21 protein-coding genes and 1 riboswitch are annotated in these 21,958 nt (G+C 47.5%); all 21 genes read left to right on the top strand.

Features of this window, described 5'->3' with window-relative positions:
- The gene (gene lysA, locus HP552_RS11150; RefSeq protein ID WP_175395556.1) at positions 1-1,332 is read left to right on the top strand and encodes a diaminopimelate decarboxylase; all 1,332 of its coding nucleotides are present in this window, start codon (positions 1-3) and stop codon (positions 1,330-1,332) included.
- Positions 1,333-1,537: 205 nt separating this feature from the next.
- A complete protein-coding gene (locus HP552_RS11145; protein ID WP_175395555.1) occupies positions 1,538-1,969 on the top strand; it encodes a peptidylprolyl isomerase in 432 nt (143 codons plus the stop codon).
- A gap of 154 nt (positions 1,970-2,123) precedes the next feature.
- Positions 2,124-2,288, top strand: a riboswitch (FMN riboswitch).
- 355 nt (positions 2,289-2,643) lie between these two features.
- On the top strand, positions 2,644-3,747 hold the full coding sequence (ribD, locus tag HP552_RS11140) for a bifunctional diaminohydroxyphosphoribosylaminopyrimidine deaminase/5-amino-6-(5-phosphoribosylamino)uracil reductase RibD (RefSeq protein WP_175395554.1): 1,104 nt from the start codon (positions 2,644-2,646) through the stop codon (positions 3,745-3,747).
- 47 nt (positions 3,748-3,794) lie between these two features.
- Entirely contained in the window at positions 3,795-4,463 is a 669-nt protein-coding gene (ribE, locus tag HP552_RS11135) for a riboflavin synthase (protein WP_175395553.1), read from the top strand.
- Between the two features lie 43 nt (positions 4,464-4,506).
- Positions 4,507-5,745: a bifunctional 3,4-dihydroxy-2-butanone-4-phosphate synthase/GTP cyclohydrolase II gene (locus HP552_RS11130; RefSeq protein WP_217506384.1), complete on the top strand. Its 1,239-nt coding sequence runs from the start codon at positions 4,507-4,509 to the stop codon at positions 5,743-5,745.
- Between the two features lie 86 nt (positions 5,746-5,831).
- Entirely contained in the window at positions 5,832-6,299 is a 468-nt protein-coding gene (gene ribH, locus HP552_RS11125) for a 6,7-dimethyl-8-ribityllumazine synthase (protein WP_095290516.1), read from the top strand.
- Between the two features lie 102 nt (positions 6,300-6,401).
- Positions 6,402-7,202, top strand: coding sequence for a segregation and condensation protein A (locus HP552_RS11120; protein ID WP_095290518.1), 801 nt, complete (start codon positions 6,402-6,404; stop codon positions 7,200-7,202).
- Positions 7,171-7,836, top strand: a complete 666-nt coding sequence (gene scpB, locus HP552_RS11115; RefSeq protein WP_175395552.1) for an SMC-Scp complex subunit ScpB — start codon at positions 7,171-7,173, stop codon at positions 7,834-7,836. Before HP552_RS11120 ends, scpB begins: the two co-directional genes overlap by 32 nt.
- 194 nt (positions 7,837-8,030) lie before the next feature.
- Positions 8,031-8,750 (top strand): DUF2953 domain-containing protein, encoded by a 720-nt coding sequence (locus HP552_RS35600; protein ID WP_175395551.1) that lies wholly within the window; start codon positions 8,031-8,033, stop codon positions 8,748-8,750.
- Positions 8,751-8,941: 191 nt separating this feature from the next.
- Positions 8,942-9,433, top strand: a complete 492-nt coding sequence (gene ytfJ / locus HP552_RS11105; RefSeq protein WP_175395550.1) for a GerW family sporulation protein — start codon at positions 8,942-8,944, stop codon at positions 9,431-9,433.
- Positions 9,434-9,568: 135 nt separating this feature from the next.
- Positions 9,569-10,759 (top strand): D-alanyl-D-alanine carboxypeptidase family protein, encoded by a 1,191-nt coding sequence (locus HP552_RS11100; protein WP_175395549.1) that lies wholly within the window; start codon positions 9,569-9,571, stop codon positions 10,757-10,759.
- Between the two features lie 77 nt (positions 10,760-10,836).
- Positions 10,837-11,463 (top strand): nucleoside recognition domain-containing protein, encoded by a 627-nt coding sequence (locus HP552_RS11095; protein WP_175395548.1) that lies wholly within the window; start codon positions 10,837-10,839, stop codon positions 11,461-11,463.
- A 7-nt stretch (positions 11,464-11,470) separates the two neighbouring features.
- Entirely contained in the window at positions 11,471-12,004 is a 534-nt protein-coding gene (locus HP552_RS11090; RefSeq protein WP_175395547.1) for a spore maturation protein, read from the top strand.
- 66 nt (positions 12,005-12,070) lie between these two features.
- Positions 12,071-12,886 (top strand): S1 family peptidase, encoded by an 816-nt coding sequence (locus HP552_RS11085; protein WP_175395546.1) that lies wholly within the window; start codon positions 12,071-12,073, stop codon positions 12,884-12,886.
- Between the two features lie 231 nt (positions 12,887-13,117).
- Complete coding sequence (locus HP552_RS11080) at positions 13,118-13,867, top strand: pseudouridine synthase (protein ID WP_095290531.1); 750 nt, start codon at positions 13,118-13,120, stop codon at positions 13,865-13,867.
- A 132-nt stretch (positions 13,868-13,999) separates the two neighbouring features.
- Positions 14,000-14,527, top strand: a complete 528-nt coding sequence (locus HP552_RS11075; protein ID WP_175395545.1) for a redoxin domain-containing protein — start codon at positions 14,000-14,002, stop codon at positions 14,525-14,527.
- A gap of 14 nt (positions 14,528-14,541) precedes the next feature.
- A complete protein-coding gene (resB, locus tag HP552_RS11070; RefSeq protein ID WP_175395544.1) occupies positions 14,542-16,215 on the top strand; it encodes a cytochrome c biogenesis protein ResB in 1,674 nt (557 codons plus the stop codon).
- The gene (ccsA, locus tag HP552_RS11065; protein WP_175395543.1) at positions 16,212-17,474 is read left to right on the top strand and encodes a cytochrome c biogenesis protein CcsA; all 1,263 of its coding nucleotides are present in this window, start codon (positions 16,212-16,214) and stop codon (positions 17,472-17,474) included. Before resB ends, ccsA begins: the two co-directional genes overlap by 4 nt.
- A 141-nt stretch (positions 17,475-17,615) precedes the next feature.
- Positions 17,616-18,332 (top strand): response regulator transcription factor, encoded by a 717-nt coding sequence (locus HP552_RS11060; protein ID WP_175395542.1) that lies wholly within the window; start codon positions 17,616-17,618, stop codon positions 18,330-18,332.
- A gap of 55 nt (positions 18,333-18,387) precedes the next feature.
- Positions 18,388-19,785, top strand: coding sequence for an ATP-binding protein (locus tag HP552_RS11055; protein ID WP_175395748.1), 1,398 nt, complete (start codon positions 18,388-18,390; stop codon positions 19,783-19,785).
- 196 nt (positions 19,786-19,981) lie between these two features.
- Positions 19,982-21,958 (top strand): collagen-like repeat preface domain-containing protein (locus HP552_RS35365; RefSeq protein WP_175395541.1); only part of this gene is annotated, 1,977 nt, incomplete at its 3' end.

The following is a 21,958-nucleotide window of genomic DNA, read 5'->3' as shown; positions in this document are numbered from 1 at the left end:
ATGTATTTACATGGTACAAGTAAAATAAATGCTCATGGCCATCTGGAAATTGGCGGAGTGGATACAACAGACCTGAAAGAACAATTTGGAACACCACTTTATGTAGTGGACGAGCAATTGGTTCGCGATCGCTGCAGAGAATACATGGATGCATTCCGTGCTTCCGGACTGGGTTTCCAGGTTGCTTATGCAAGTAAAGCGTTCTGCGTTATGGCTATGTGTGCTCTTGCTGCGGAAGAAGGACTCTCCCTGGATGTTGTATCCGACGGTGAATTGTTCACAGCTCTGCAAGCTGGATTCCCTGCTGAACGTATTCATTTCCACGGCAACAACAAAACACTGGAAGAGATCGAAATGGCACTTGATGCCGAAATCGGCTGCTTCGTTGTGGATAACTTCAATGAACTGCATTTGCTGCAGGCTGTAGCCGCAGAGAAAAATCGTCAGGTGAACATCTTGCTTCGTGTGACTCCTGGTGTGGAAGCACATACACATGAATACATCTCTACAGGTCAGACAGATTCGAAGTTCGGATTCGATATCGGTAACGGAACAGCGTTCGAAGCGATTGAGCTCGCTTCCAAACAGTCCAACCTGGTTTTGTTGGGTGTCCATTCCCACATCGGTTCTCAAATCTTTGAGGTGGAAGGTTTCCAGATGGCCATTCAGCGCGTAGCTGAATTTGCTTCGAGTGTATATGAGCGTCTTAAAGTAGCGTTCAAAGTGGTTAACCTCGGCGGCGGGTTCGGTATCCGCTATACCGAAGGAGATACTCCACTTGAAGTATCACAATACGTAAAAGCCATTACGGATGCAGTCAAAAATCATTTCGCCCAAATCGGTTACGATGTGCCCGAAATCTGGGTAGAGCCAGGCCGCAGTATTGTTGGTGAGGCAGGTACGACTCTGTACACTGTAGGTACCAGCAAAGATATCCCTGGGGTACGCAAATATGTGGCTGTGGATGGCGGGATGACGGATAACCCGCGTCCGGCTTTGTATGAATCCAAATATGAAGCGGTACTCGCCAATCGTGCGAATGAGTCTGCTCAGGAAACCGTATCGGTTGCCGGCAAATGCTGTGAGAGTGGCGATATGCTGATCTGGGATCTGGACCTGCCTAAAGTTCAGAGCGGTGATTTGCTTGCCGTAGCCTGCACGGGTGCGTACAACTACTCCATGGCAAGCAACTATAACCGGATTCGTCGTCCGGCGGTCGTGTTTGTTAAAGACGGTCAAGGTGATGTTGTTGTACGTCGCGAAACGTATCAGGACATCATCCAGAATGACCTTGTGCCGGAGCGTATTGCCAAGCAGCCAGTAACCCGTTAATCTATTGAATATAATTTGAAGAAGACCAAAAGGGACATCCCTTGGTCTTCTTTTTGATTTTAAGGATATTTTCTCAAAAAATATGCTGATTATTTTGCGATCAATCCCATTTCGGTGTACACTAAGAAAAGTGCTATAAAGCTTGGCCCATGCCATGCGTTCTGGCACCATTAACGATGGTCAATACGAAAGGAGTCATTTACATATGGCGAAACAAGCGAAAATCAAAATGGCAAACGGCGGAGAAGTTCTGATCGACCTGTTCGATCAAGAAGCTCCAAACACAGTGGCAAACTTTGAGAAACTGGCAAACTCCGGTTTCTACAACGGACTTGTATTCCACCGCGTTATCCCGGGCTTCGTAGCTCAAGGCGGATGCCCTAACGGTTCCGGTGCAGGTGGCCCTGGCTACACGATCAACTGTGAGATCAACCCGAACAAACATGAGCGTGGAACGTTGGCTATGGCGCATGCAGGCCGTAACACAGGCGGAAGCCAGTTCTACATCTGCTACCAACCACAGCCGCATCTGGATGGACAACATACCGTATTTGGTAAAGTAACCAAAGGTATGGAGTTCGTAGATGCTTTCGAAGGTCGCGACAAAATGGAAACTGTTGAAGTCGTAGAAGTTTAATTGTTATTCTTGCAAGACAAGAAAGAGCCGTTTCGTTTTTAACGAAGCGGTTTTTTTGTATTCTCTAGCTTATTAAAAGTTAGTATGTGACAAAAAGGAACAAAAAACAATTGATTTTTTGGCGTTAAAGTGCTAACATCCAATTAATAACGCAACGATCCTTCAGGGCAGGGTGCAATTCCCTACCGGCGGTGATGCATAGTGTAAGGATATCAATCCAGCACCTGGTGCAAAGTCCGTGACCTGTCTGCCTGTGGCAGATGGCTGATCTGGTGTAATTCCAGAACCGACAGTATAGTCTGGATGGGAGAAGGAGAGGGTGCAGCCCATATGGACTGCATTCCGCAGATGTGTTGCTGCACCAGAAGTCTGCTTCTGTGCAGGGAGAGTCGGTTATCCCGACATTTTCCGTACATATGCCACATCATAGAAGCTCTTTACCTGTAATTGAAGTTCATTAAGGTATGTGTCTGCTTTCACTTGCCTGAAATGGAGTTTTGGGCAAAGTGCTGTTGGCAAACGTATCAACGACATCCTGCTGGTGACACATGTCTCTCATCATCCCCATCGAACGATTGTTCGGGTGGGGATTTTTTATTATGGATATGGTACAACCACCTCTCTGATGGAAGGGAGGTCTCTAACTTAAGATATTAACCGTGGGGTGAACGGACTTGGAAATGATCAATGATGAATTTTATATGGGGCTTGCGTTGGATATGGCAGAACGTGCACAAGGGCAAACAGGAATTAATCCTGTCGTTGGTTGTGTAGTTGTAAAAGAAGGCAGGGTTGTGGGTCTGGGGAGTCACCTCAAACGGGGTACAGGCCACGCAGAAGTACATGCACTGAATATGGCAGGCAGTGATGCCGAGGGCAGTACGGTTTACGTAACCCTCGAACCTTGCAGTCATTATGGCAAAACGCCGCCGTGCAGCGAACGTCTGATTCACGAAAAAGTGAAGCGAGTCGTGGTGTGCTGTGAAGATCCCAATCCGCAGGTATCCGGCAGAGGGATCAGCATGTTGCGTCAACAAGGCATTGAGGTCGAAGTCGGCGTTTTGCGCGAGCGCGGAAGACGTTTGAACGAGAAATTCATTAAATTCATTACCACGGGCCTACCGTTTGTTACCTTAAAAACAGCATCTACGCTGGATGGCAAAATTGCTACCCGCAGTGGAGACAGCAAATGGATCTCCAACGAACCTGCACGCGAAATCGTACATGCGCTGCGTCATCGTCATCAGGGTATTATGGTTGGCGTGGATACGGTTATTGCAGATAACCCAGAGCTCACCACTCGCCTTCAAGTGGAAGGGATCAGCCCTGTACGAATCGTTGTGGATTCCAAGCTCCGCCTTCCTGTAGGGTCAAAAATGGTCAAGGACGGACTTGCACCAACCTGGGTGCTTACGACGGATGAGGCAAGCGCTGAGGCGGCCGAGCGTCTGGAAGCCTATGGCGTGGAAATTATACGTTGTGGTCCAGGACCAAGAGTGGATTTGCTGAGTGCGCTCAGCAAGCTGGGTGATCGAGAGATTGGTTCCATCCTGCTTGAAGGCGGCGGCACATTGAACGGTGCGATGCTGGAAGCGAAATTGGTGGATCGGCTGTTGATGTTTATCGCTCCAAAAATTGTGGGCGGGTACGATACACCGGGCAGCTTCCGATTCGAAGGTGTGGAACGCATGAGCCAAGCCATCCAATTGAATCAGCTGGAAATCGAGCAAGTTGGAGATAATATCAGTATTGGTGGAATCCCTGTCTGGCCTGAGTAACGGAAATGAAATTGCAAGAAGAGAAACGAGAATAAGGAGGCGGCAGCATGTTTACCGGTTTGGTGGAAGAAGTCGGTCAGATTCGGCGTATTGGTCGAAAAGGCGAAGCAATGGTCCTGAACATCGGAGCTTCCGCCATCATGGATGATTTGAAGATAGGCGACAGCGTGTCTGTGAACGGAGTTTGCCTAACGGCAACGACTTTGGAAGGTGGAGGATTCACTGCAGATGTCATGCCTGAAACCTACCGGCATACTAATCTCAGCCAGCTGCAATCCGGGAGCAAAGTGAATCTGGAGCGGGCCATGCAGTCAGGCGGCCGTTTTGGCGGACACATCGTGCAAGGGCACGTGGATGGCACGGGAGTGATCGGCAGTATCACACGTGATCAGAACGCTGTTGTATTTGAGATTAAACCGGACGACCATCAGATGTTTAAATACTTGATTCCCAAAGGGTCGGTAACACTGGATGGTATTAGTTTAACTGTGGTGCAGACGACACAAACCTCGTTTACCGTATCGATTATTCCTCATACCATTGGGGAGACTGTACTTCAAGTGAAAAAGCCGGGCGATACCATTAATATTGAATGTGATATTTTGGGGAAATATGTGGATCATCTGCTCCAGTACGGCAAAGGACATCCGGAAACCGGTGGAGGCAAACCCAAAAGCATTAGTGAGGAATTTCTGGCCAACCACGGCTTTGCATAAATGAAGGTGTACATTTTATAGAGAGACAACTGGAGGGGAACTTATGTCAGATCAATCCATACTTGATCCCATAGAGGAAGCCATTTACGATTTGATGCGCGGAAAACCCGTTATCGTTGTGGACGATGAGGACCGGGAGAATGAAGGGGACTTTATTGCACTGGCCGAGAAGGCTACGCCTGAAGTGATCAACTTCATGATTACCGAGGGCAGAGGCTTGGTGTGTGTTCCCATTACACAGCAGCGTGCTGATGAGCTCAATCTGAAACCGATGGTTCAGCAAAATACCGATTTTCACGGGACGGCGTTCACTGTTTCTGTGGATCATAAGGATACCACGACAGGCATTTCTGCACATGAACGCTCCATTACGGTGAAAGGTCTAATTGATCCGGAAGCCAAGGGTAGTGATTTCCGCAAGCCGGGTCACATGTTCCCGTTAATTGCAAAAGACGGCGGAGTGCTCCGTCGTGCCGGACATACGGAAGCCGCTGTTGATCTCGCCATTATGTGCGGTTCCTATCCCGCAGGCGTGATCTGTGAGGTTATCAAGGAAGATGGAACTATGGCCAGACTTCCTGATTTGCAGGAGATCGCGCGCAAGCATGATCTAAAGTTGATCAGCATACAGGACATGATTCGTTACCGTAATGAGAAGGAGCAGCTGGTTCAACGTGAAGTAGCTGTTCGCATGCCGACAGATTTTGGTGAATTTCAGGCTGTGGCGTATACGAATGCAGTAGACAACAAAGAGCATGTGGCGTTGGTCAAGGGTAAAATTGACTCTTCCAAGCCTGTCTTGGTCCGCGTTCACTCCGAATGTCTCACAGGCGATGTATTCCATTCACACCGCTGCGATTGTGGGCCGCAATTTGATGCAGCACTCAAACAGATTCATGAGGAAGGCAATGGTGTGCTGCTCTACATGAGACAGGAAGGCCGCGGCATCGGACTGATCAACAAACTCAAAGCTTATAAGCTGCAGGAAGAGGGTCTGGATACCGTTGATGCTAACCTGAAACTGGGGTTTGCCGCTGATCTGCGGGATTACGGCATAGGTGCACAGATTTTGAAGGATCTCGGTGTTCGCCAAATTCGTTTGTTAACGAACAATCCCCGCAAAATCAAAGGTCTTGAAGGCTATGGTCTTGAAGTGGTGGAACGTGTTCCCATCCAAATGGAAGAGAACGAGGATAATACACTTTACCTGCATACCAAGCAGGCGAAGCTTGGGCATATGCTGAAGTTCGATGATATCGAACAAAACGAAGAGAAAAACTAGTCATTCATTTCATGTAATTTATGGAAAAATGGATGCTCAATAATCGGTTAATAAACATTACATTTTACTTTAAGGAGATGACTTGCATGCCGAACTTTTTTGAAGGACATTTGGTATCGGAAGGTTTAAAATATGGAGTGGTTGTAGGACGGTTTAACGAATTCATCACGAGCAAATTGCTTAGCGGGGCCTTGGATGCTTTCAAACGTCACGGAGTACAGGATAGTGAAGTGGATGTGGCTTGGGTTCCAGGAGCATTCGAAATCCCTTTAATCGCGCAGAAAATGGCGGAGAGCGGCAAATATGACGCTGTCATTACACTTGGAACCGTTATTCGTGGTTCAACAACTCATTATGATTATGTGTGCAACGAAATGGCAAAAGGTGTTGCTGCAATTAACCTCAAAACGGGAGTGCCGACCATCTTTGGTCTGGTTACAACAGAGAATATCGAACAGGCGATTGAACGTGCTGGTACGAAGGCTGGTAACAAAGGCTGGGATGCTGCCACGGCTGCAATTGAAATGGCGAACTTGACGAAACAGCTAAAATAGTGCTTATTTAATGTAGTGCCCTGCTTTGCGCAGACGAAATCGGGAGACCGGATTCGGCGGCTTAGCGGGGTTTTGTATTTTTCTGGCGGGAGGATTCGTCTAGTGACGGTAGTTACATATAAACTGGAAACTTTTGAAGGGCCTTTGGATCTGCTGCTTCATCTGATCGATAAGGCAGAAATTCATATCCAGGATATTCCCATCAGCGATATTACCGATCAATATATGGCGTATCTGCATTCGATGCAGGAACTGGAGCTGGATATTACAAGCGAATTTTTGGTAATGGCAGCAACGCTTCTGTCCATCAAGAGCAAACTTTTACTGCCCAAACCACCGGTGATTGAAGACTTTGAGGATTATGATTATATGGAAGAAGAAGATTATGATCCACGTGCGGAGCTGATTGCACGTCTGATAGAATATCGCAAATATAAGGGAATTGCCCGTCATCTGCATGAGCGTGAATGGGAACGGAGCCTTATTTTCTCCAAAGAGCCAGAGGATCTGAGACCGTATATGCCTGTCGAAACCCAATCGAATCCGGTAGAAGGTTTGCATACTTCCGATCTGATTGCCGCTTTTCAGAAGGCCCTGCGCAAGGCGGAGAAGCGTACGACGGTTACTCGAATCCAGCGGGATGAGATCTCAGTGAAAGATCGTATACGCGATGTCGTTGGGGCTTTGGAGAGTATGGGGCCTGGAGGAAGGTTGTTGTTTTCCAAACTGCTGGATGATCAGATTTACCGGCATGAGATTGTTGTAACTTTTCTGGCAGTACTGGAGCTGATGAAGATGAAACAGATTGTCTGTTATCAGGAGCGGATGTTTGAGGATATCGTTATGGAGTGGAGAGGGGAAGCAAGGAATCATGGATTTTCCGAAATTGAAGTCGATTATTGAGGGGCTGCTCTTTTTGTCCGGAGAGGAAGGTCTGAGCATTAAACAAATCGCCGAGATCGTGGATCAGCGGGTAGAACTGGTATCAGATGCGGTGGAGGAAATGATCGCTGACTTCGTGAACCAGGGGAGAGGCGTTCAAATCCTCAAGATTGCGGGAGTGGTCCAATTAGGAACGTTACCCGAGCATGCTGCGTATTTTGAAAAACTGGCTTACTCTCCTGCACGGACCTCACTATCTCAGGCTGCACTTGAGACACTGGCCATCGTTGCTTATCGCCAGCCTATTACTCGTGTAGAGATCGAGGAGATTCGTGGTGTAAAATCCGAACGGGCCATCCATACATTGGTCAACAAGGATCTGATCGAGGAAGTCGGACGAGCGGAGGCAATTGGACGACCTATTCTATATGGAACAACCAAGTCGTTTCTGGATTATTTCGGTCTATCTTCACTTAAAGACCTTCCGGAACCAGGCTTGTTTGAGGATTCTGAGAATCTGGAAGAAGAGACTCAAATGCTGTTTAACAAGCTGGACGGTCAACAGTTGGATTCGGGAAGCACCGACGAGAACGATGTTGATGATGAAAATGGTGAGAACAACCATGAGGTTTATGACGAGAAACCGGACTCTTAAAATTGGATGGCAACCATTGAACACTGAAAAACTGGTACCTTTATAGGGAACCGGTTTTTTTTGTATCCTTGAATCTTGAAATAACCTGGAAAATGGGTCTTCGAGAATGGGATTTTCAGGTCACCCGTGAATTTTTTCCTATATAGAGTGCCATACTAGACTTGTAAAGAATCGAGGGCTTGGAGGTAAGGCCTGTGTGGATTTGGCTTGGAGGAATCGGCTTGTTTGCCGCACTGCTGATTGCCGCTGTTCTCATCTCGAATGTTCATGTGCATTTTACGTTCCGTAAACATAAAAGCGATGATTACGCCCGGATCAACGTTCGTCTCCTCTATGGAATTGTTCGAATTAACTATGAAATACCCAGCATCGTCTTTCGCAACATGAAAGAAGGTTTTCTGGTGAAAACTGAACAGCATGTGAATTATACGCATGGAGGAGCAGAAGGGCATGAGCGTATCAACAAACGTAAAGTCCAAAAGTGGGCAAAAGAAGTAAAAATCATGATGAGGGCTACGGATGCGCTCAAAATTTGGATGCAACAAACGCTAAGCCGTGTACATATGACCCAGTTGTCCTGGTCCACACGAATAGGCATCGGAGATGCAGCTTATACAGCGATTCTCACAGGCTGGGTGTGGAGTATCAAGTCCATTATTATCGGATTTTTGTCGTATCAGATCCGGTTTAAGCGTACACCCATGCTTGAAGTAATTCCTGTTTGGGAAGATGAGATGGAGTTTCAAACGGAACTGGATTGCAGAATGAAGATTCGTATTACGGCGGTTATGTTGGCGGGTTTGAGGCTAATGACACGGGTTCTGGAAGTAGAAGGTGGATGGCGGGTGTGGCTGAGAGTTTTACGGGAACAACGGCGCAAACATAAACAAAAACTAAAGGGACAAAACGGATAATGATGTGAAAGGTCAGTAAGCATTATTTGTGAGTGGCTGCTGTTGTGCTGATTCGCCAGGTGATTTGCAATCATGAGTACTGGGTGCTGTTTCCTTTGTTGTTCTGCTCTCGGACTTACATAGTCTGTGCAGGTTTGGGGATGATATGGTTAGATCAAACCTAGTTCAAATTGAAACTGGAGGGAATTCAAATGTCAGATCATCCAATTCAAGGCTTAATGGAAACCGCAATGGAGAATATCAAGGCCATGGTGGATGTTAATACCATTGTTGGCGATCCGGTTGAAACACCTGATGGAACCGTCATTCTGCCAATCAGTAAAGTTGGGTTCGGATTTGCCGCTGGAGGCAGTGATTTCCATGTGAATGATGGAAAAAGCAAAGAGGTTGGTTCCGGGTCCGTTACAGGAGCAAAAACAGAGAGTGCTCATTCCGCAAACGTTGCTTCTCCTTTTGGTGGGGGCAGTGGCGGTGGTGTATCCATTCGTCCTATTGCTTTCCTTGTTGTTGGAAAACAAGGCGTGCATATCGTACCACTGGATAACTCTACTCATCTGTTTGAGAAACTCATTGATTCCACACCTTATGTTCTTGATCGAATTCAGGGCATGTTCCAGCGTAATGCTACACAATCGAATGGGACCGAAGTGCACCATACACCGGATCATACCACTTACAGCTAAACTGAGTTTAACCTGGATCCCTTATCACAGCACGTTTGTGAAAGGGATTTTTGCTGTTTTTGACGGATGGACATACTTTAGGTTGTCCAAACATAAGCTAGTACAAGATTCCAAGTGACCCGGAGGAATGAATCGATGCGAATGTTAACCAAAGTAGTAATGATTTGTTTGCTTGTACCCCTGCTTCTTCTGCCTTCCTTGCAGGTTGTAGAAGCAAGAGGAACGATCGCTGGACCATCAACTCATGCACAAAGTGCTGCTCTCATTGATGTGACATCTGGACGAATCCTGTACAGCAAAGACGGGGATAAGGAACTGCGTATTGCCAGTTTGACTAAAATTATGACGGCAATTGTAGCGATTGAACAAGGGAAACTTGACGACAAAGTGAAAGTAACTTCATCGGCGTTTGCCAAGGAAGGATCATCCCTGTACCTCAAATTGGGTGAAGAGATGACCCTGGAAAACATGTTATACGGGTTAATGCTGAGATCAGGAAACGATGCTGCTTCGGCCATCGCTGAGCATGTTGGTGGTTCAGAAGAAGGATTTGTACTGTTGATGAACAAAAAGGCTGAGGAAATTGGACTTACCCATTCGCATTTTATGAATCCGCATGGTCTCGATGCAGAGGGTCACTATTCCACGGCCAACGACCTGGCTCGTCTTACAGCTTATGCGCTGCACAATCCGGTGTTTAAACGCATCGTTGCTACAGAAAACAAATCTGCTCCAAATCCGAATGAGAGTTGGGAGTATTCCTGGCACAACAAAAATAAGATGCTGCGTCTGTATGAGGGAGCGGACGGGGTGAAGACCGGATATACCAAAAAGGCATTCAGGTGTCTGGTTAGTTCCGCTACCCGCAATGGACAACAGCTAGCTGCCGTTACATTGAATGATGGAAACGATTGGAATGATCATGCACGTATGCTTGATTTTGGCTTTGAGAATTTCCCTTTGGTGGAGGTCGCGAAGAAGGAGCAGCCTGTGGCTAACATGGACGTGGTGACTGGAAGAGGGTTTACTTATCCACTTGCGGAAAGTGAGAAGGCTTCCGTGACCAAAAAGCTGGTATTGACGAGCAATCGAAACGAGGTGGGAAGCGATACGGAAGACGAGCAAATGGACCCTTCCTTTGGCTTGGCCGGGCGTATTGATATGCAGCTAGAAGGTCAATTTATCGGCTCCATTCCGGTATACCGCAAAGGGAGCTATATCCCTCCTGAGCCGAAGACAGAAGACGCTGCCATTGGTGGTATTGGTGAAATTTCAACATGGGCAGCAGCATGGCGCGAGGTTTTAGGTCATTTGTTATCTCCATAATCAACAGGGAGCATGAGCGGTATATCATCATCTTGTAACTTGATGGCAAGCCGTGCTTCCGGAGGAGGTTTGACGTCATGATTAACGTAATCTGGCTTATGATGATCGTTGTCGGGTTTGGATTCGCAGCTGCAAAGGGCAATATTGAAGTCGTAACCCAGGCTGCTTTTGACGGTGCAGCAACGGGCGTAACGGTATGTTTTGGACTCATCAGTGTGCTTGTGTTCTGGATGGGAATGATGAAAATGGCAGAGGATGCAGGGTTACTTGGCAAAATAGCAAAGCTGCTGGGTCCGGTGGTTGCCTTTCTGTTCCCTGATGTGCCTCGGAATCATCCGGCCATGGGTTATATCCTGTCCAACATGAGTGCAAATCTGCTTGGTCTCGGCAATGCTGCCACTCCCATGGGAATCAAGGCGATGCAGCAGCTGCAGGAGCTTAACCCGGATAAACAAACCGCATCTCCTGCGATGTGCACGCTTCTCGCTCTGAATACGGCAAGTATAACTATCATCCCGACCACGCTCATTGCTATTCGTTTGAACTACCATTCTGCCAACGCCACTGAGATTGTGGGCACAACTCTTATGGCAACGATTATTGCCACACTTGCTGCGATTATGGCCGATCGATGGTATAGGAACAGGACTTTAAATAGACCGCCACGTGTTGTGAAAAGCGGTAATCCCAGCATGAAAGGATGAGTCCATCGTGTTAACCTTCATCAACTGGATCTCTGTCTGGGCCATTCCGGTTATTATCGCGTTCGTTCCATTATATGCGTTTACCAAAAAAGTCCCGGTCTACGAATCCTTTGTTGACGGAGCAAAAGATGGATTCTCCACGGCGATCAGCATTATTCCTCATCTGGTAGGCATGATGGTTGCGATCAGTGTTTTCCGAGCTTCAGGTGCATTGGATTATGTGATCAGTTTGTTTGCTCCACTGGTATCCTGGATGGGAGTTCCAGGAGAAGTGCTGCCACTCGGCATTTTACGTCCGTTAACCGGGACGGGTTCGCTTGCTTTTACAACGGATCTGATTAAAACATACGGTCCGGACTCCATGATTGGACGTATGGCTTCCACGATTCAGGGCAGTACGGATACGACCTTATATGTCCTGACCGTATATTTTGGAGCAGTTGGCATACGAAATGGTCGTTATGCGCTCAAGGTCGGTCTGTTTTCCGATTTGGTTGGTTTTGTTGCTGCTCTGGCTATTTGTTTGATTGTTTTTGGTTAAAAGATCACGATTCTCCTTCCGATATACTAGATATGCTAGAATGATATCGGAGGAGGAGAGTGAGAAATGCAGAAAAGATGGAGACAAGTGCTCCGCTTGGGCATGTCAGGTTTAATTGCTGTTTCTTTGCTTGCTGGACAGGGGATGGCGGCCGCTCAATCGGTCAATACGATTCATTTTACAGGTTATTTTGACAAGCAGCTGCGTGCACAGCTGGCGGACACAGCCGATTCATTTCCTGTTGTAAACGTTCGTCTGGTCAAGCAGGATGAACCGGATATGGTTTACTATGATGTGGGAACCTCGATATTGATCTCCAAGGATGAAGTCCTTACCAACTATCATGTAGTTCAGGAGTTTGCTGAAATGCCGGATGGAGATGAAGGAACGTTAACCGTAGCGAGCCCTGGTCATTTGGATCGCCCCATTAAGGCGAAAATAATCAAGACCGACCCAGTAACAGATATGGCTTTACTGAAGCTGGAAAAGGAAATGGATGCGGAGCCGGTCACTTTCACAACAGCGAGGGATAACCAGATCGTGTATACGATCGGATTCCCCAAAAATCCTGCCGGAGATCTCGTGCTGCTTGACGAAGAATTTCCTTCAACATACAATACCATTGCCAAAAGCAGGGTCTATAGCAACCAAGCTTCGGATGTCCCGGGCAAAAAAGGTATTGGCAGTATTGTAAAAGCTATGGCGCAAGGCAATTCGGGTGGCCCAGTTCTGGACCAGAATAACCGGGTCATTGGAATGATGACCTTTGTATATGGTGGGAAAACGTATTATATTACGTCAAAAACATTGCAATCGTTTATTAAAGACACCAAATCACCTGCCAAAAAACAGATTGCTGTCGCTGGCAAAGTAACCAGTTAACTTCTTCATTCTAATGAAGTGAGTTACATATCCGCAAAGTCAGAATAACCGGCTCATCTTCGTTGTTTCCTGTCAGCTGCAGGAAGCATGGAGATGGGCTTTTTTAGGTTGAAAGGACACAAGAGTGCCGCTGAAAATGGGTATTCTCGCCTCCTGTTTACATTTTCCTTGGATTATCCTTGTGATTTCCCGGCTTGATGGGTATCATTAGTGTGAGGTGACATGACAAACATGGAAAGATTACAAAAAATTATCGCACAGGCAGGCATTGCTTCTCGCCGCAAGAGCGAGGAACTGATCCTGTCCGGCAAAGTGGAAGTTAACGGGGAGGTCGTAACCGAACTGGGTACAAAAGCGAACCCCGAAGAGGATATGATTACGGTTAATGGAAAACCCATTCGCAGTGAAAAGAAAGTGTATTTGATGTTGAACAAACCCAAAGGTGTTATCACAAGTGCATCTGACCCTGAAGGCCGGAAAATTGTATCCGACTATCTTAAAGGTGTCAAAGAACGTGTGTATCCAGTGGGACGACTGGACTATGACACAGAGGGACTGCTTATTTTGACCAATGATGGCGAGTTCGCCCACTTGCTGACGCATCCGAAGCACCATGTACCCAAAACGTATCTGGCAACAGTCAAAGGCGTTCCACATGGTACCGCTCTGGAGAAATTAAAGACAGGCATTATGCTTGACGACGGGATGACCGCTCCGGCCGAGGTAGAGTACAAGGATGTGGACACAGCTAACAATGAAGCTGTAATTTCCATTACCATTTACGAAGGTCGTAACCGCCAGGTAAGACGTATGTTCGAGGCAATTAACCACCCGGTAACGCGTTTGAAACGGATTTCGTTTGGTGGCATTTTGCTGCAAAACCTGAAACGTGGACTGACTCGCAACCTGACCAAAGAGGAAGTCAACAACCTAATTACACTCGCAAAATCGGAACCCGCCAAAAAAATGAAAAAAAGGTAATGTGAGGACACATAATTTTCATAAAACCGCCGCAGTTTTGTGACGAAATTCGCTATAATTGTTCATAGGATGTTCACAGTTGGGAGAGACCATGATCAATTACGAGTCAGTCACTGCAAAGGGGAGCAGCACATGGGGAAATCAAGAAGAACGGTGCAAATCGTCATTTTGTTATTGATCCTGGTGTTGGGCGGATATGCGATTACCACGTCGGTATCCGGCTCGAACGGCAAGCCGAAAGAAGGGGACAAGGCTCCTTCTTTTGAATTGCTGGGCCTGGACGGTCAAGTGCATACGTCTGAAGAGTACAAAGGCAAGGCCATGGTGATCAATTTTTGGGGCACATGGTGCGAGCCATGTGTAAAAGAGATGCCGGCGCTTCAAGCTCAAGCAGACAAGTGGAAAGATCAGGGTGTTCAATTTATTGGCATCAATGCAGGGGAAGATCAAATGACCGTGGATAATTTTGTTCGCCAGGTGGGAGTTAACTTTCCCATTATGCTTGATCGGGACAAAGATTCAATACGGGATTTCGGAATCTCTCCGATGCCTACCACTTTCTTTGTGTCGAGCACAGGCAAAATCTCGACCATTCATATCGGTCAACTAGATTTAGACACGCTTGACGCTCAAATTTCACAACTGGCAAAGCAGCCCTGACAGGAGGTCTAGTCGTGTTCCAGAATACCAAATGTGAATGTGGACATCAGAATCCGGTTGGTACTGTGCTGTGTGAAGCCTGCGGTAAACCGCTGCTCGAAGCAGAGGCAACATCGAAAGAAGTTTTGGAGATGCGCTACGATGGGATGGCGCGGCGTTCACAGCGCAGCAATCCGAATATCATCGACCGTGTGTGGAACTTTTTTTCATCAGTCAAGATTGCTGTATATTTGATTGTGTTCACCTTAGTAGGGTCAATGTTGGGCACAATTTATCCTCAAGAGAGCACATTTCTTAATATTGATCCTTCTGTATATTACAAGGAAACCTATGGCCAGTTAGGTCATATCTACTATCTGCTGGGTTTGTCCCATACATACGAATCCTGGTGGTTCATCCTGCTGCTTGTCATGATCGGGGCATCACTCGTCATATGCAGTCTTGACCGGGTGCTTCCGCTCTATAAAGCACTCAACAAGCAAAAAATCCGCAAACACATGCAATTTTTAACGAGGCAGCGTCTGGTGTACCAAGGTCCCATTGAAGAGGGGGCAGAAGAATGGATTACGAAAGCGGTTACGCCACTTAAGAAGAAAGGATACCGTGTGCATACCGAGGGAAATGCGCTGCTGGCCGAGAAGCAACGTTTCGCCCGGTGGGGACCTTATGTTATCCATATTGGTCTGATTATATTTCTTCTGGCTGTTCTGGCCCGCGGGCTTCCAGGCTTAAATCTGGACGAACATGTTGCCTTTCCTGAAGGCGAGATAAAAAAAATTCCCAACACCTCTATGTATTTGAAAAACGAGCAGTTTAACGTTGAATTTTACAGCGAAGAAGAAGTTCCCGAACAGTTTCGCAATTTGAACAAAATTGTCCCCAAACTGTTTGAAACCAAAGTTGTGTTATATGAATGTACTGCCGATTGCTCTGATCTGTCGAAGAAACCCCAATTGAACGAAGTTGCCAGACATGACGTCAGGGTGAATCATCCATTGAATTACAATGGCTTGAAAGCGTATCAGTTTGATTATGATCTGACGCCCACGATTCGTTCGGTAACACCTGACCTGGTAAATGCCAAAACGGGAGAGAAGTACGGTGCAATCCAGATTGACATGGTGGATACTGAGCGAACCTTTGAGGCTGGGCCATATCGACTGACTGTGAAAGATAAATTTATGGATTTTGGACTCGATGATAACGGTCAGCCCAAATCTTTATCCCCTTCACCAAATGCTCCAGCCTTTTTATTTGTGATCAAGGGACCAGATCTGCCTGAGGAAGGTATTCAATATTTATATTTTGCAAAACAGGTGGATAAGCAGCGTTTTCAACAGGATGCAATTAACCAACAGCTTGTAGGGGGAGAGATTCCTTTGCAGCTCGAAGTCGATAGCATGGATAAAGTAGATATCATACAATCCGTAAGTTATCTGAATATTCGTATAGATAAGGCAATGCCGTTTGTCTGGGTTGGAGCCGGAATCGTAATGTTGGGTCTGGTCATGGGTTTTTACTGGCATCACCGCCGCATCTGGATCCGCATTGACGATGGGCAGCTTACGCTGGGAGGACACACCAACAAAAACTGGTTTGGCTTCAGACGTGAAGTATCTGGTGTGTTAAAACAGATGCATGTGGAAGTGGATGAGAAGTCGTTGGATAACGGGGGGAACCAAGCATGAGTTTATTGGATTTCAGCAGCGACGCATTTATCGTTTCTTTTTTTCTGTATTGTGCTGCATTTTTTTTATATGGCGTTGCTGTTATGGGCAAGAAGTGGAGTAATCGGGACCCTCAGGCTCATGTAGAAAGATGGGGAAAAAGGGCCTTTATTGCGTCGATCGTTGCACTGGCAGCACATCTTGTGTTCTTTTTTACACGCTGGGCTGGAGCAGGCCATATCCCGGTCAGTAACATGTATGAATTTATGACCTTTTTATCCATGATGGTTATGGTCGCATTCATAGTGGTATATGCCATCTATCGCAAGTCGTTGCTCGGATTGTTTGCCTTGCCACTTACAATCATTATTATGGCGTACGCAGCCGTATTTCCGCAGGAGGTACAACCGTTAATTCCGGCACTGCAGTCGATCTGGCTGAAAATCCATGTCACGCTCGCTGCTCTTGGTGAAGCATTCTTCGCAGTTGGTTTTGCAGCGGGTTTTATGTATTTGCTCCGTACAGTCGATTTCAGTGGCAAAGACAAATCATCCAGACGTCAGCGCGGCTGGGTGGAGTTCACATTGATTACAATTGTCGTTGTAGTCGGGTTTATTGGAACGGTTTTCGCCTTCCGGGCCTCTGGGTACGAGACGGTTTTTGTCCAGAAAACGGCTAGCATTGACACAGAGGTACAGGAAGATAGTACAATAGAGAAAGTGATTTATCGCATGCCTCCTATTTTTGCGCCATACAATAGCGAAGTGGAGAGCATGACACCGTTTCTTGGGATGAAGGAACCTCTGCTTGAGACGCCATCCTGGATGAACGGAGTTAACGCCGGGCGCAAATTGAATACGGTGGTCTGGTCATTGATTGTAGGTCTGATTCTCTACGGAATAGTAAGATTACTTGTGAGAAGACCGCTTGGACAAGCACTACAACCTATGCTGGACGGCATTGATGCCGATGATCTGGATGAAATCAGTTACCGTGCGATTGCCATCGGGTTCCCGATATTTACGTTAGGGGCATTAATTTTTGCCATGATCTGGGCTCAGATAGCCTGGAGCCGCTTCTGGGGCTGGGACCCCAAAGAAGTGTGGGCTTTGATTACATGGCTTTATTATAGTGTGTACCTGCATTTGCGTTTATCCCGAGGATGGCAGGGCCGGAAATCTGCCTGGCTTGCTGTGCTTGGATTCCTGGTCGTCATGTTTACGCTGGTTGGTGTGAATCTGATTATTGCTGGACTGCATTCATATGCAGGAGCTGATTAGGATAGGCAGTTTGGCCGAAGTATAGGAGAAAATCCATGAAACAATGCGCAGCCCCTGCGTTAAAAGTGGGCATTCAAATATTGTTCGCCAGATCGAACATAATAGAAGTGATTGGAGTTATTGCAAAGGGGCTGGAGTGGAATGGCAGAACATGAGAACCGGATACTGGTCGTCGATGATGAGGAAAGAATCCGCAGGCTTTTGAAGATGTATCTTGAAAAAGAAGGTTATGAAATTGATGAAGCTGAAGACGGGGAGACTGCACTGCGAAAAGCAACAGCTGGAGAGTACGGCCTGATTTTGCTTGATGTAATGTTACCGGGCATGGACGGTGTTGAAGTGTGTACCCGATTGCGTCAAGTAAAATCGACCCCGGTATTGATGCTGACAGCAAAAGGTGAAGAGATCAACCGTGTTCAGGGATTTGAGGTTGGGGCAGATGATTACGTCGTGAAGCCTTTCAGTCCGCGTGAAGTGATTTACCGGGTAAAAGCTATTCTGCGTCGTTCTTCTGCGACTGCATATCTGTCCAAGGAAAGTAATTCAAGCAACAATATCGTATTCCCTCACCTTGTTATTGAGCATGACGCTCACCGGGTAACGGCGGGTGGGGAAGAGATCAGTCTTACCCCAAAAGAATATGAGTTGTTACATTACCTGGCGACCTCTCCGGATAAAGTGTTTTCCAGAGAGGAATTGCTCAAGGATGTATGGAACTACGAGTTTTTCGGTGATCTCCGCACCGTGGATACGCACGTCAAGCGTCTTCGTGAAAAGTTGAACAAGGTGTCGCCTGAATCGGCGGCTATGATTACGACAGTGTGGGGTGTGGGTTATAAACTGGAAGTACCGAAATAGCTTTAATTTCTGGAGATCACTGGTCGGAAAGTTATGGATAACCATTATATGCCTTGTGGGCTGTGTGCTCATCGCGCTGGGTCTTTTTTTGCTTCCGTACATTGATACCAATTTTGCGGAGTCCGAGTCCAGAGATATTAAGCGCCTGTTCACGTATGTCTGTATCATCGGTTTCAGTTTGACGACTTTTTTCGCCCTGTTTCTGTTCACGAAAATCACTCAACCGATGCAACAGCTGATTCAGGCTGCCAATGCGATCCGCAAAGGAAACTATGGGACAAGGCTCTCTCTTGTGACAAGCGATGAGATTGGTGAGCTGGCTAACACATTTAATCATATGGCTGCTCAGCTCGAGGACAACATTCGGAGCCTGAACCACGAGAAGGAACACTTGGCTAGTGTACTTCGGAGTATGACGGACGCCGTGGTTACCTTCGATGGTGAAGGTAAAGTGATTCTGACCAACCCGCCAGGGGAAAAGATCATGCAGGCTTGGTGTGATCTGGACTGGGCACAGGACGAAGAGGGACAGGAAATGAACAAGGGAGAAAACTCTTCCCGTGATGTTCCAGAACCTCTGGTTCCTTTGTTTAAACTGGTTATGGAGCATGGCGGCGATCAGAGCTCGAATGTACATGTTCAGCAGGGGGTATGGTCGGTGCAGATGACACCTCTGTATGCGGACAGTGTTGTTCGCGGTGCGGTTGCCGTCCTGCGTAATGTGACAGAAGAGGTTCGTTTGGAAAAAATGCGCCGTGATTTTGTCGCCAATGTATCTCATGAGATACGAACGCCTTTATCCATGATGCAAGGTTACAGCGAAGCTCTTCTGGATGGCATGGCAGCCTCTCCTGAGGAGAGTGAAGAGTTGATTCAGGTTATCCATGATGAGTCACTGCGCATGGGCAGATTAGTCAAGGATCTGCTGGATCTGGCCCGAATGGAAGCTGGACATACCGACATGGCAATGAAGGAAGTAGATCTGGTGGAACTCTTGGAGCGGGTGTATCGGAAATTCTCTGTACGTTCGAAAGAACAAGATATAAGACTTCATTTTGAGTGCAACCTGCCTAGCCTTGTGCTTCAACAAGCTGATGAGGATCGGCTCGAGCAGGTATTTACCAATCTGCTTGATAATGCTTTTCGTCATACGCCTCCTGATAAAAATGTTATTATTGCAGCAAAGCTGCTTGAAGATCATCGAACGTCGGTAGCTAAAGTGTCAATCAAGGATGAAGGTGCGGGTATTCCGACTTCCGATCTGCCATTTATTTTTGAGAGATTCTACAAAGCGGATAAGGCACGTGTTCGCGGAGAGAGTGTGGGTACTGGACTAGGTCTGGCCATTGTAAAAAATATCGTTGATGCCCATCACGGTATCATTCAAGTGAACAGTACGCTTGGGGAAGGGACAGAGTTTATTTTACAATTTCCGGTGAATTCCTCGAAATAGCCTGATTTCATACAAAAAGTGCAGAAACACCCCCTCTGGAGGGTGTTTTTTTGTTGAAGTATTCCGTTTAATCTTGTTCAACGTGGAACAAAAGAATGAGGTTATTTTGAAAACAAAAATAGTGTCCAAGATAAATTTCCTTCCAATGTCACATAAGCTTGAAAAACAAGGAAGTCAGAGGAGGTTTGGATAACGCATGTCCGATAGGCGTAAACGGGTAAATATAAAAGCATTTTTGGAAGGTAGATCGTTCAGGGCGGGGTCCCCCTTCATTCCGATAACAACAAGTGAGCAGGAACAGTTGGAAACGTTGCTTCGATCATTAGCAATCATCATTCCTGCAGCAATTAGCCAGCCTGTAGCCGCTAACATACTCGCACTGCAATCAGGTTTGCGGAATCTGCTCACTTTCGTCAACGTGTCAGGTTTCCGTGCTGGAGTTAAAGCCGAACTTCAAGCTGTGTTGGAATTAACCATAGCGGCATCAGAGATTGTACCTGTTGCATTGATCAACTTGGTTGGCAACTTGCAGAATCTGCTCGATGATTTGTTGAGTGTGACCTTATTACTCGAAGTTCCCCCACCAGAGAAAGATAAACTGGTAGCGTTGATTCGATCCACGTCCATTTCACTCAGCCGAGCGACCATAGGGATTGGCTCATCCGGAATAACAGGACTGGCAGGCCCTCCGGGGGTCCCCGGAGTACCTGGCGTGCCTGGAGTTCAGGGAGTGCAGGGACCAGCCGGTCCTCCAGGGGAGGCAGGCTTGGCTGGTCCGGTGGGTCAAGTCGGTCCGATCGGACCGACCGGGCCCGTAGGACCTGTGGGACCACAAGGCGCTCAGGGACCAGCAGGAGCAACGGGCATAGGGCTAAATAATGTAACGCGATACGATCCAGCACAGGGTCCAAGTTATACTCAAGGCCAAGTACTCAGTTATAATGGGAACCTTTATGTTGTTAATGTAAATGGCCCAACGGGTATCCCGGGAAGTTCGCCAGATTTTACATTGCTGTTAGCGGGTGGAACAACTGGTGCAACAGGAGCAACTGGCGCAGGTTTATCAGGTATTGTTCCTTTTGATCCTGTGCTCGCACCAGCGTATGCTTCAGGACAAATTGTGACTTTTGCTGGTGGAACATATATTACCAATGTGGCATCGCCAAGTGGGACGCCAGGGAGTTCCGCAGATTATACATTACTTGCGGGTGCTGGTGTAACGGGCTCCACCGGGGCAACGGGGGCAGGATTAGATGGTGCTGTGCCTTTTGATCCAGTAGTAGCACCGACCTATCCTGCCGGTCGGGTGGTAACGTTTAACGGGAGTACATACATTGCAAATGTAGCGTCTCCTACGGGTACGCCAGGTACTTCTCCGGATTTCACATTAATTGCAGGAGCAGGCCCATCAGGTCCAACGGGAGCGACAGGCCCATCAGGTCCTACAGGAGCGACAGGTGTAGGACTCAGTGGTATTCTGCCGTTTGATCCGGCCGTGGCACCAACGTATCCAGCCGGTCAGGTAGTAACGTTTAACGGGAGTACGTACATTGCAAATGTGGCTGCACCAGCCGGAACACCGGGAACGTCCCCGGACTATACGTTACTGGCAGGAGCAGGAGCAACAGGCGTTACTGGGATTACCGGCGGAACGGGTGGTACAGGTGAAACGGGAGCGACAGGGATACCAGGGATTACGGGAGCAACGGGTATCGGTTTAAGTGGCATAGTGCCTTTCGATCCGGCCGTGGCACCGACGTACCCTGCTGGGCAGGTTGTTACGTTTAACGGCAGCACGTATATTGCCAATGTGGCTGCACCAACCGGAACCCCCGGAACGTCTCCGAACTACACATTGCTGGCAGGAGCAGGAGCAACAGGCGTTACTGGGATTACCGGCATAACGGGTGGGACAGGAGAAACGGGAGCAACGGGTATCGGTTTGAGTGGCATAGTGCCATTTGATCCGGCCGTGGCACCAACGTATCCAGCGGGTCAGGTGGTTACGTTCAACGGCAGTACCTATATTGCCAATGTGGCTGCACCAGCCGGAACACCGGGAACGTCCCCGGACTATACGTTACTGGCAGGAGCAGGAGCAACAGGCGTTACTGGGATTACCGGCGGAACGGGTGGCACAGGTGAAACGGGAGCGACAGGGATAACAGGAATC

This window comes from Paenibacillus xylanilyticus (genome assembly GCF_013359935.1).
Lineage (GTDB): Bacteria > Bacillota > Bacilli > Paenibacillales > Paenibacillaceae > Paenibacillus > Paenibacillus xylanilyticus.
This window is presented reverse-complemented; position numbering and strand designations above follow the sequence as displayed.

What these genes read in the sequence shown, in the direction of transcription:
- ytfJ (WP_175395550.1), top strand. Translation starts at nt 8,942, where the DNA reads ATGTCAGATCATCCAATTCAAGGCTTAATGGAAACCGCAATGGAGAAT.
- HP552_RS11080 (WP_095290531.1), top strand. Translation starts at nt 13,118, where the DNA reads ATGGAAAGATTACAAAAAATTATCGCACAGGCAGGCATTGCTTCTCGC.
- ribE (WP_175395553.1), top strand. Translation starts at nt 3,795, where the DNA reads ATGTTTACCGGTTTGGTGGAAGAAGTCGGTCAGATTCGGCGTATTGGT.
- HP552_RS11075 (WP_175395545.1), top strand. Translation starts at nt 14,000, where the DNA reads ATGGGGAAATCAAGAAGAACGGTGCAAATCGTCATTTTGTTATTGATC.
- HP552_RS11095 (WP_175395548.1), top strand. Translation starts at nt 10,837, where the DNA reads ATGATTAACGTAATCTGGCTTATGATGATCGTTGTCGGGTTTGGATTC.
- HP552_RS11100 (WP_175395549.1), top strand. Translation starts at nt 9,569, where the DNA reads ATGCGAATGTTAACCAAAGTAGTAATGATTTGTTTGCTTGTACCCCTG.
- HP552_RS11130 (WP_217506384.1), top strand. Translation starts at nt 4,507, where the DNA reads ATGTCAGATCAATCCATACTTGATCCCATAGAGGAAGCCATTTACGAT.
- HP552_RS11145 (WP_175395555.1), top strand. Translation starts at nt 1,538, where the DNA reads ATGGCGAAACAAGCGAAAATCAAAATGGCAAACGGCGGAGAAGTTCTG.
- ribH (WP_095290516.1), top strand. Translation starts at nt 5,832, where the DNA reads ATGCCGAACTTTTTTGAAGGACATTTGGTATCGGAAGGTTTAAAATAT.
- ccsA (WP_175395543.1), top strand. Translation starts at nt 16,212, where the DNA reads ATGAGTTTATTGGATTTCAGCAGCGACGCATTTATCGTTTCTTTTTTT.
- scpB (WP_175395552.1), top strand. Translation starts at nt 7,171, where the DNA reads ATGGATTTTCCGAAATTGAAGTCGATTATTGAGGGGCTGCTCTTTTTG.
- HP552_RS11060 (WP_175395542.1), top strand. Translation starts at nt 17,616, where the DNA reads ATGGCAGAACATGAGAACCGGATACTGGTCGTCGATGATGAGGAAAGA.
- lysA (WP_175395556.1), top strand. Translation starts at nt 1, where the DNA reads ATGTATTTACATGGTACAAGTAAAATAAATGCTCATGGCCATCTGGAA.
- HP552_RS11085 (WP_175395546.1), top strand. Translation starts at nt 12,071, where the DNA reads ATGCAGAAAAGATGGAGACAAGTGCTCCGCTTGGGCATGTCAGGTTTA.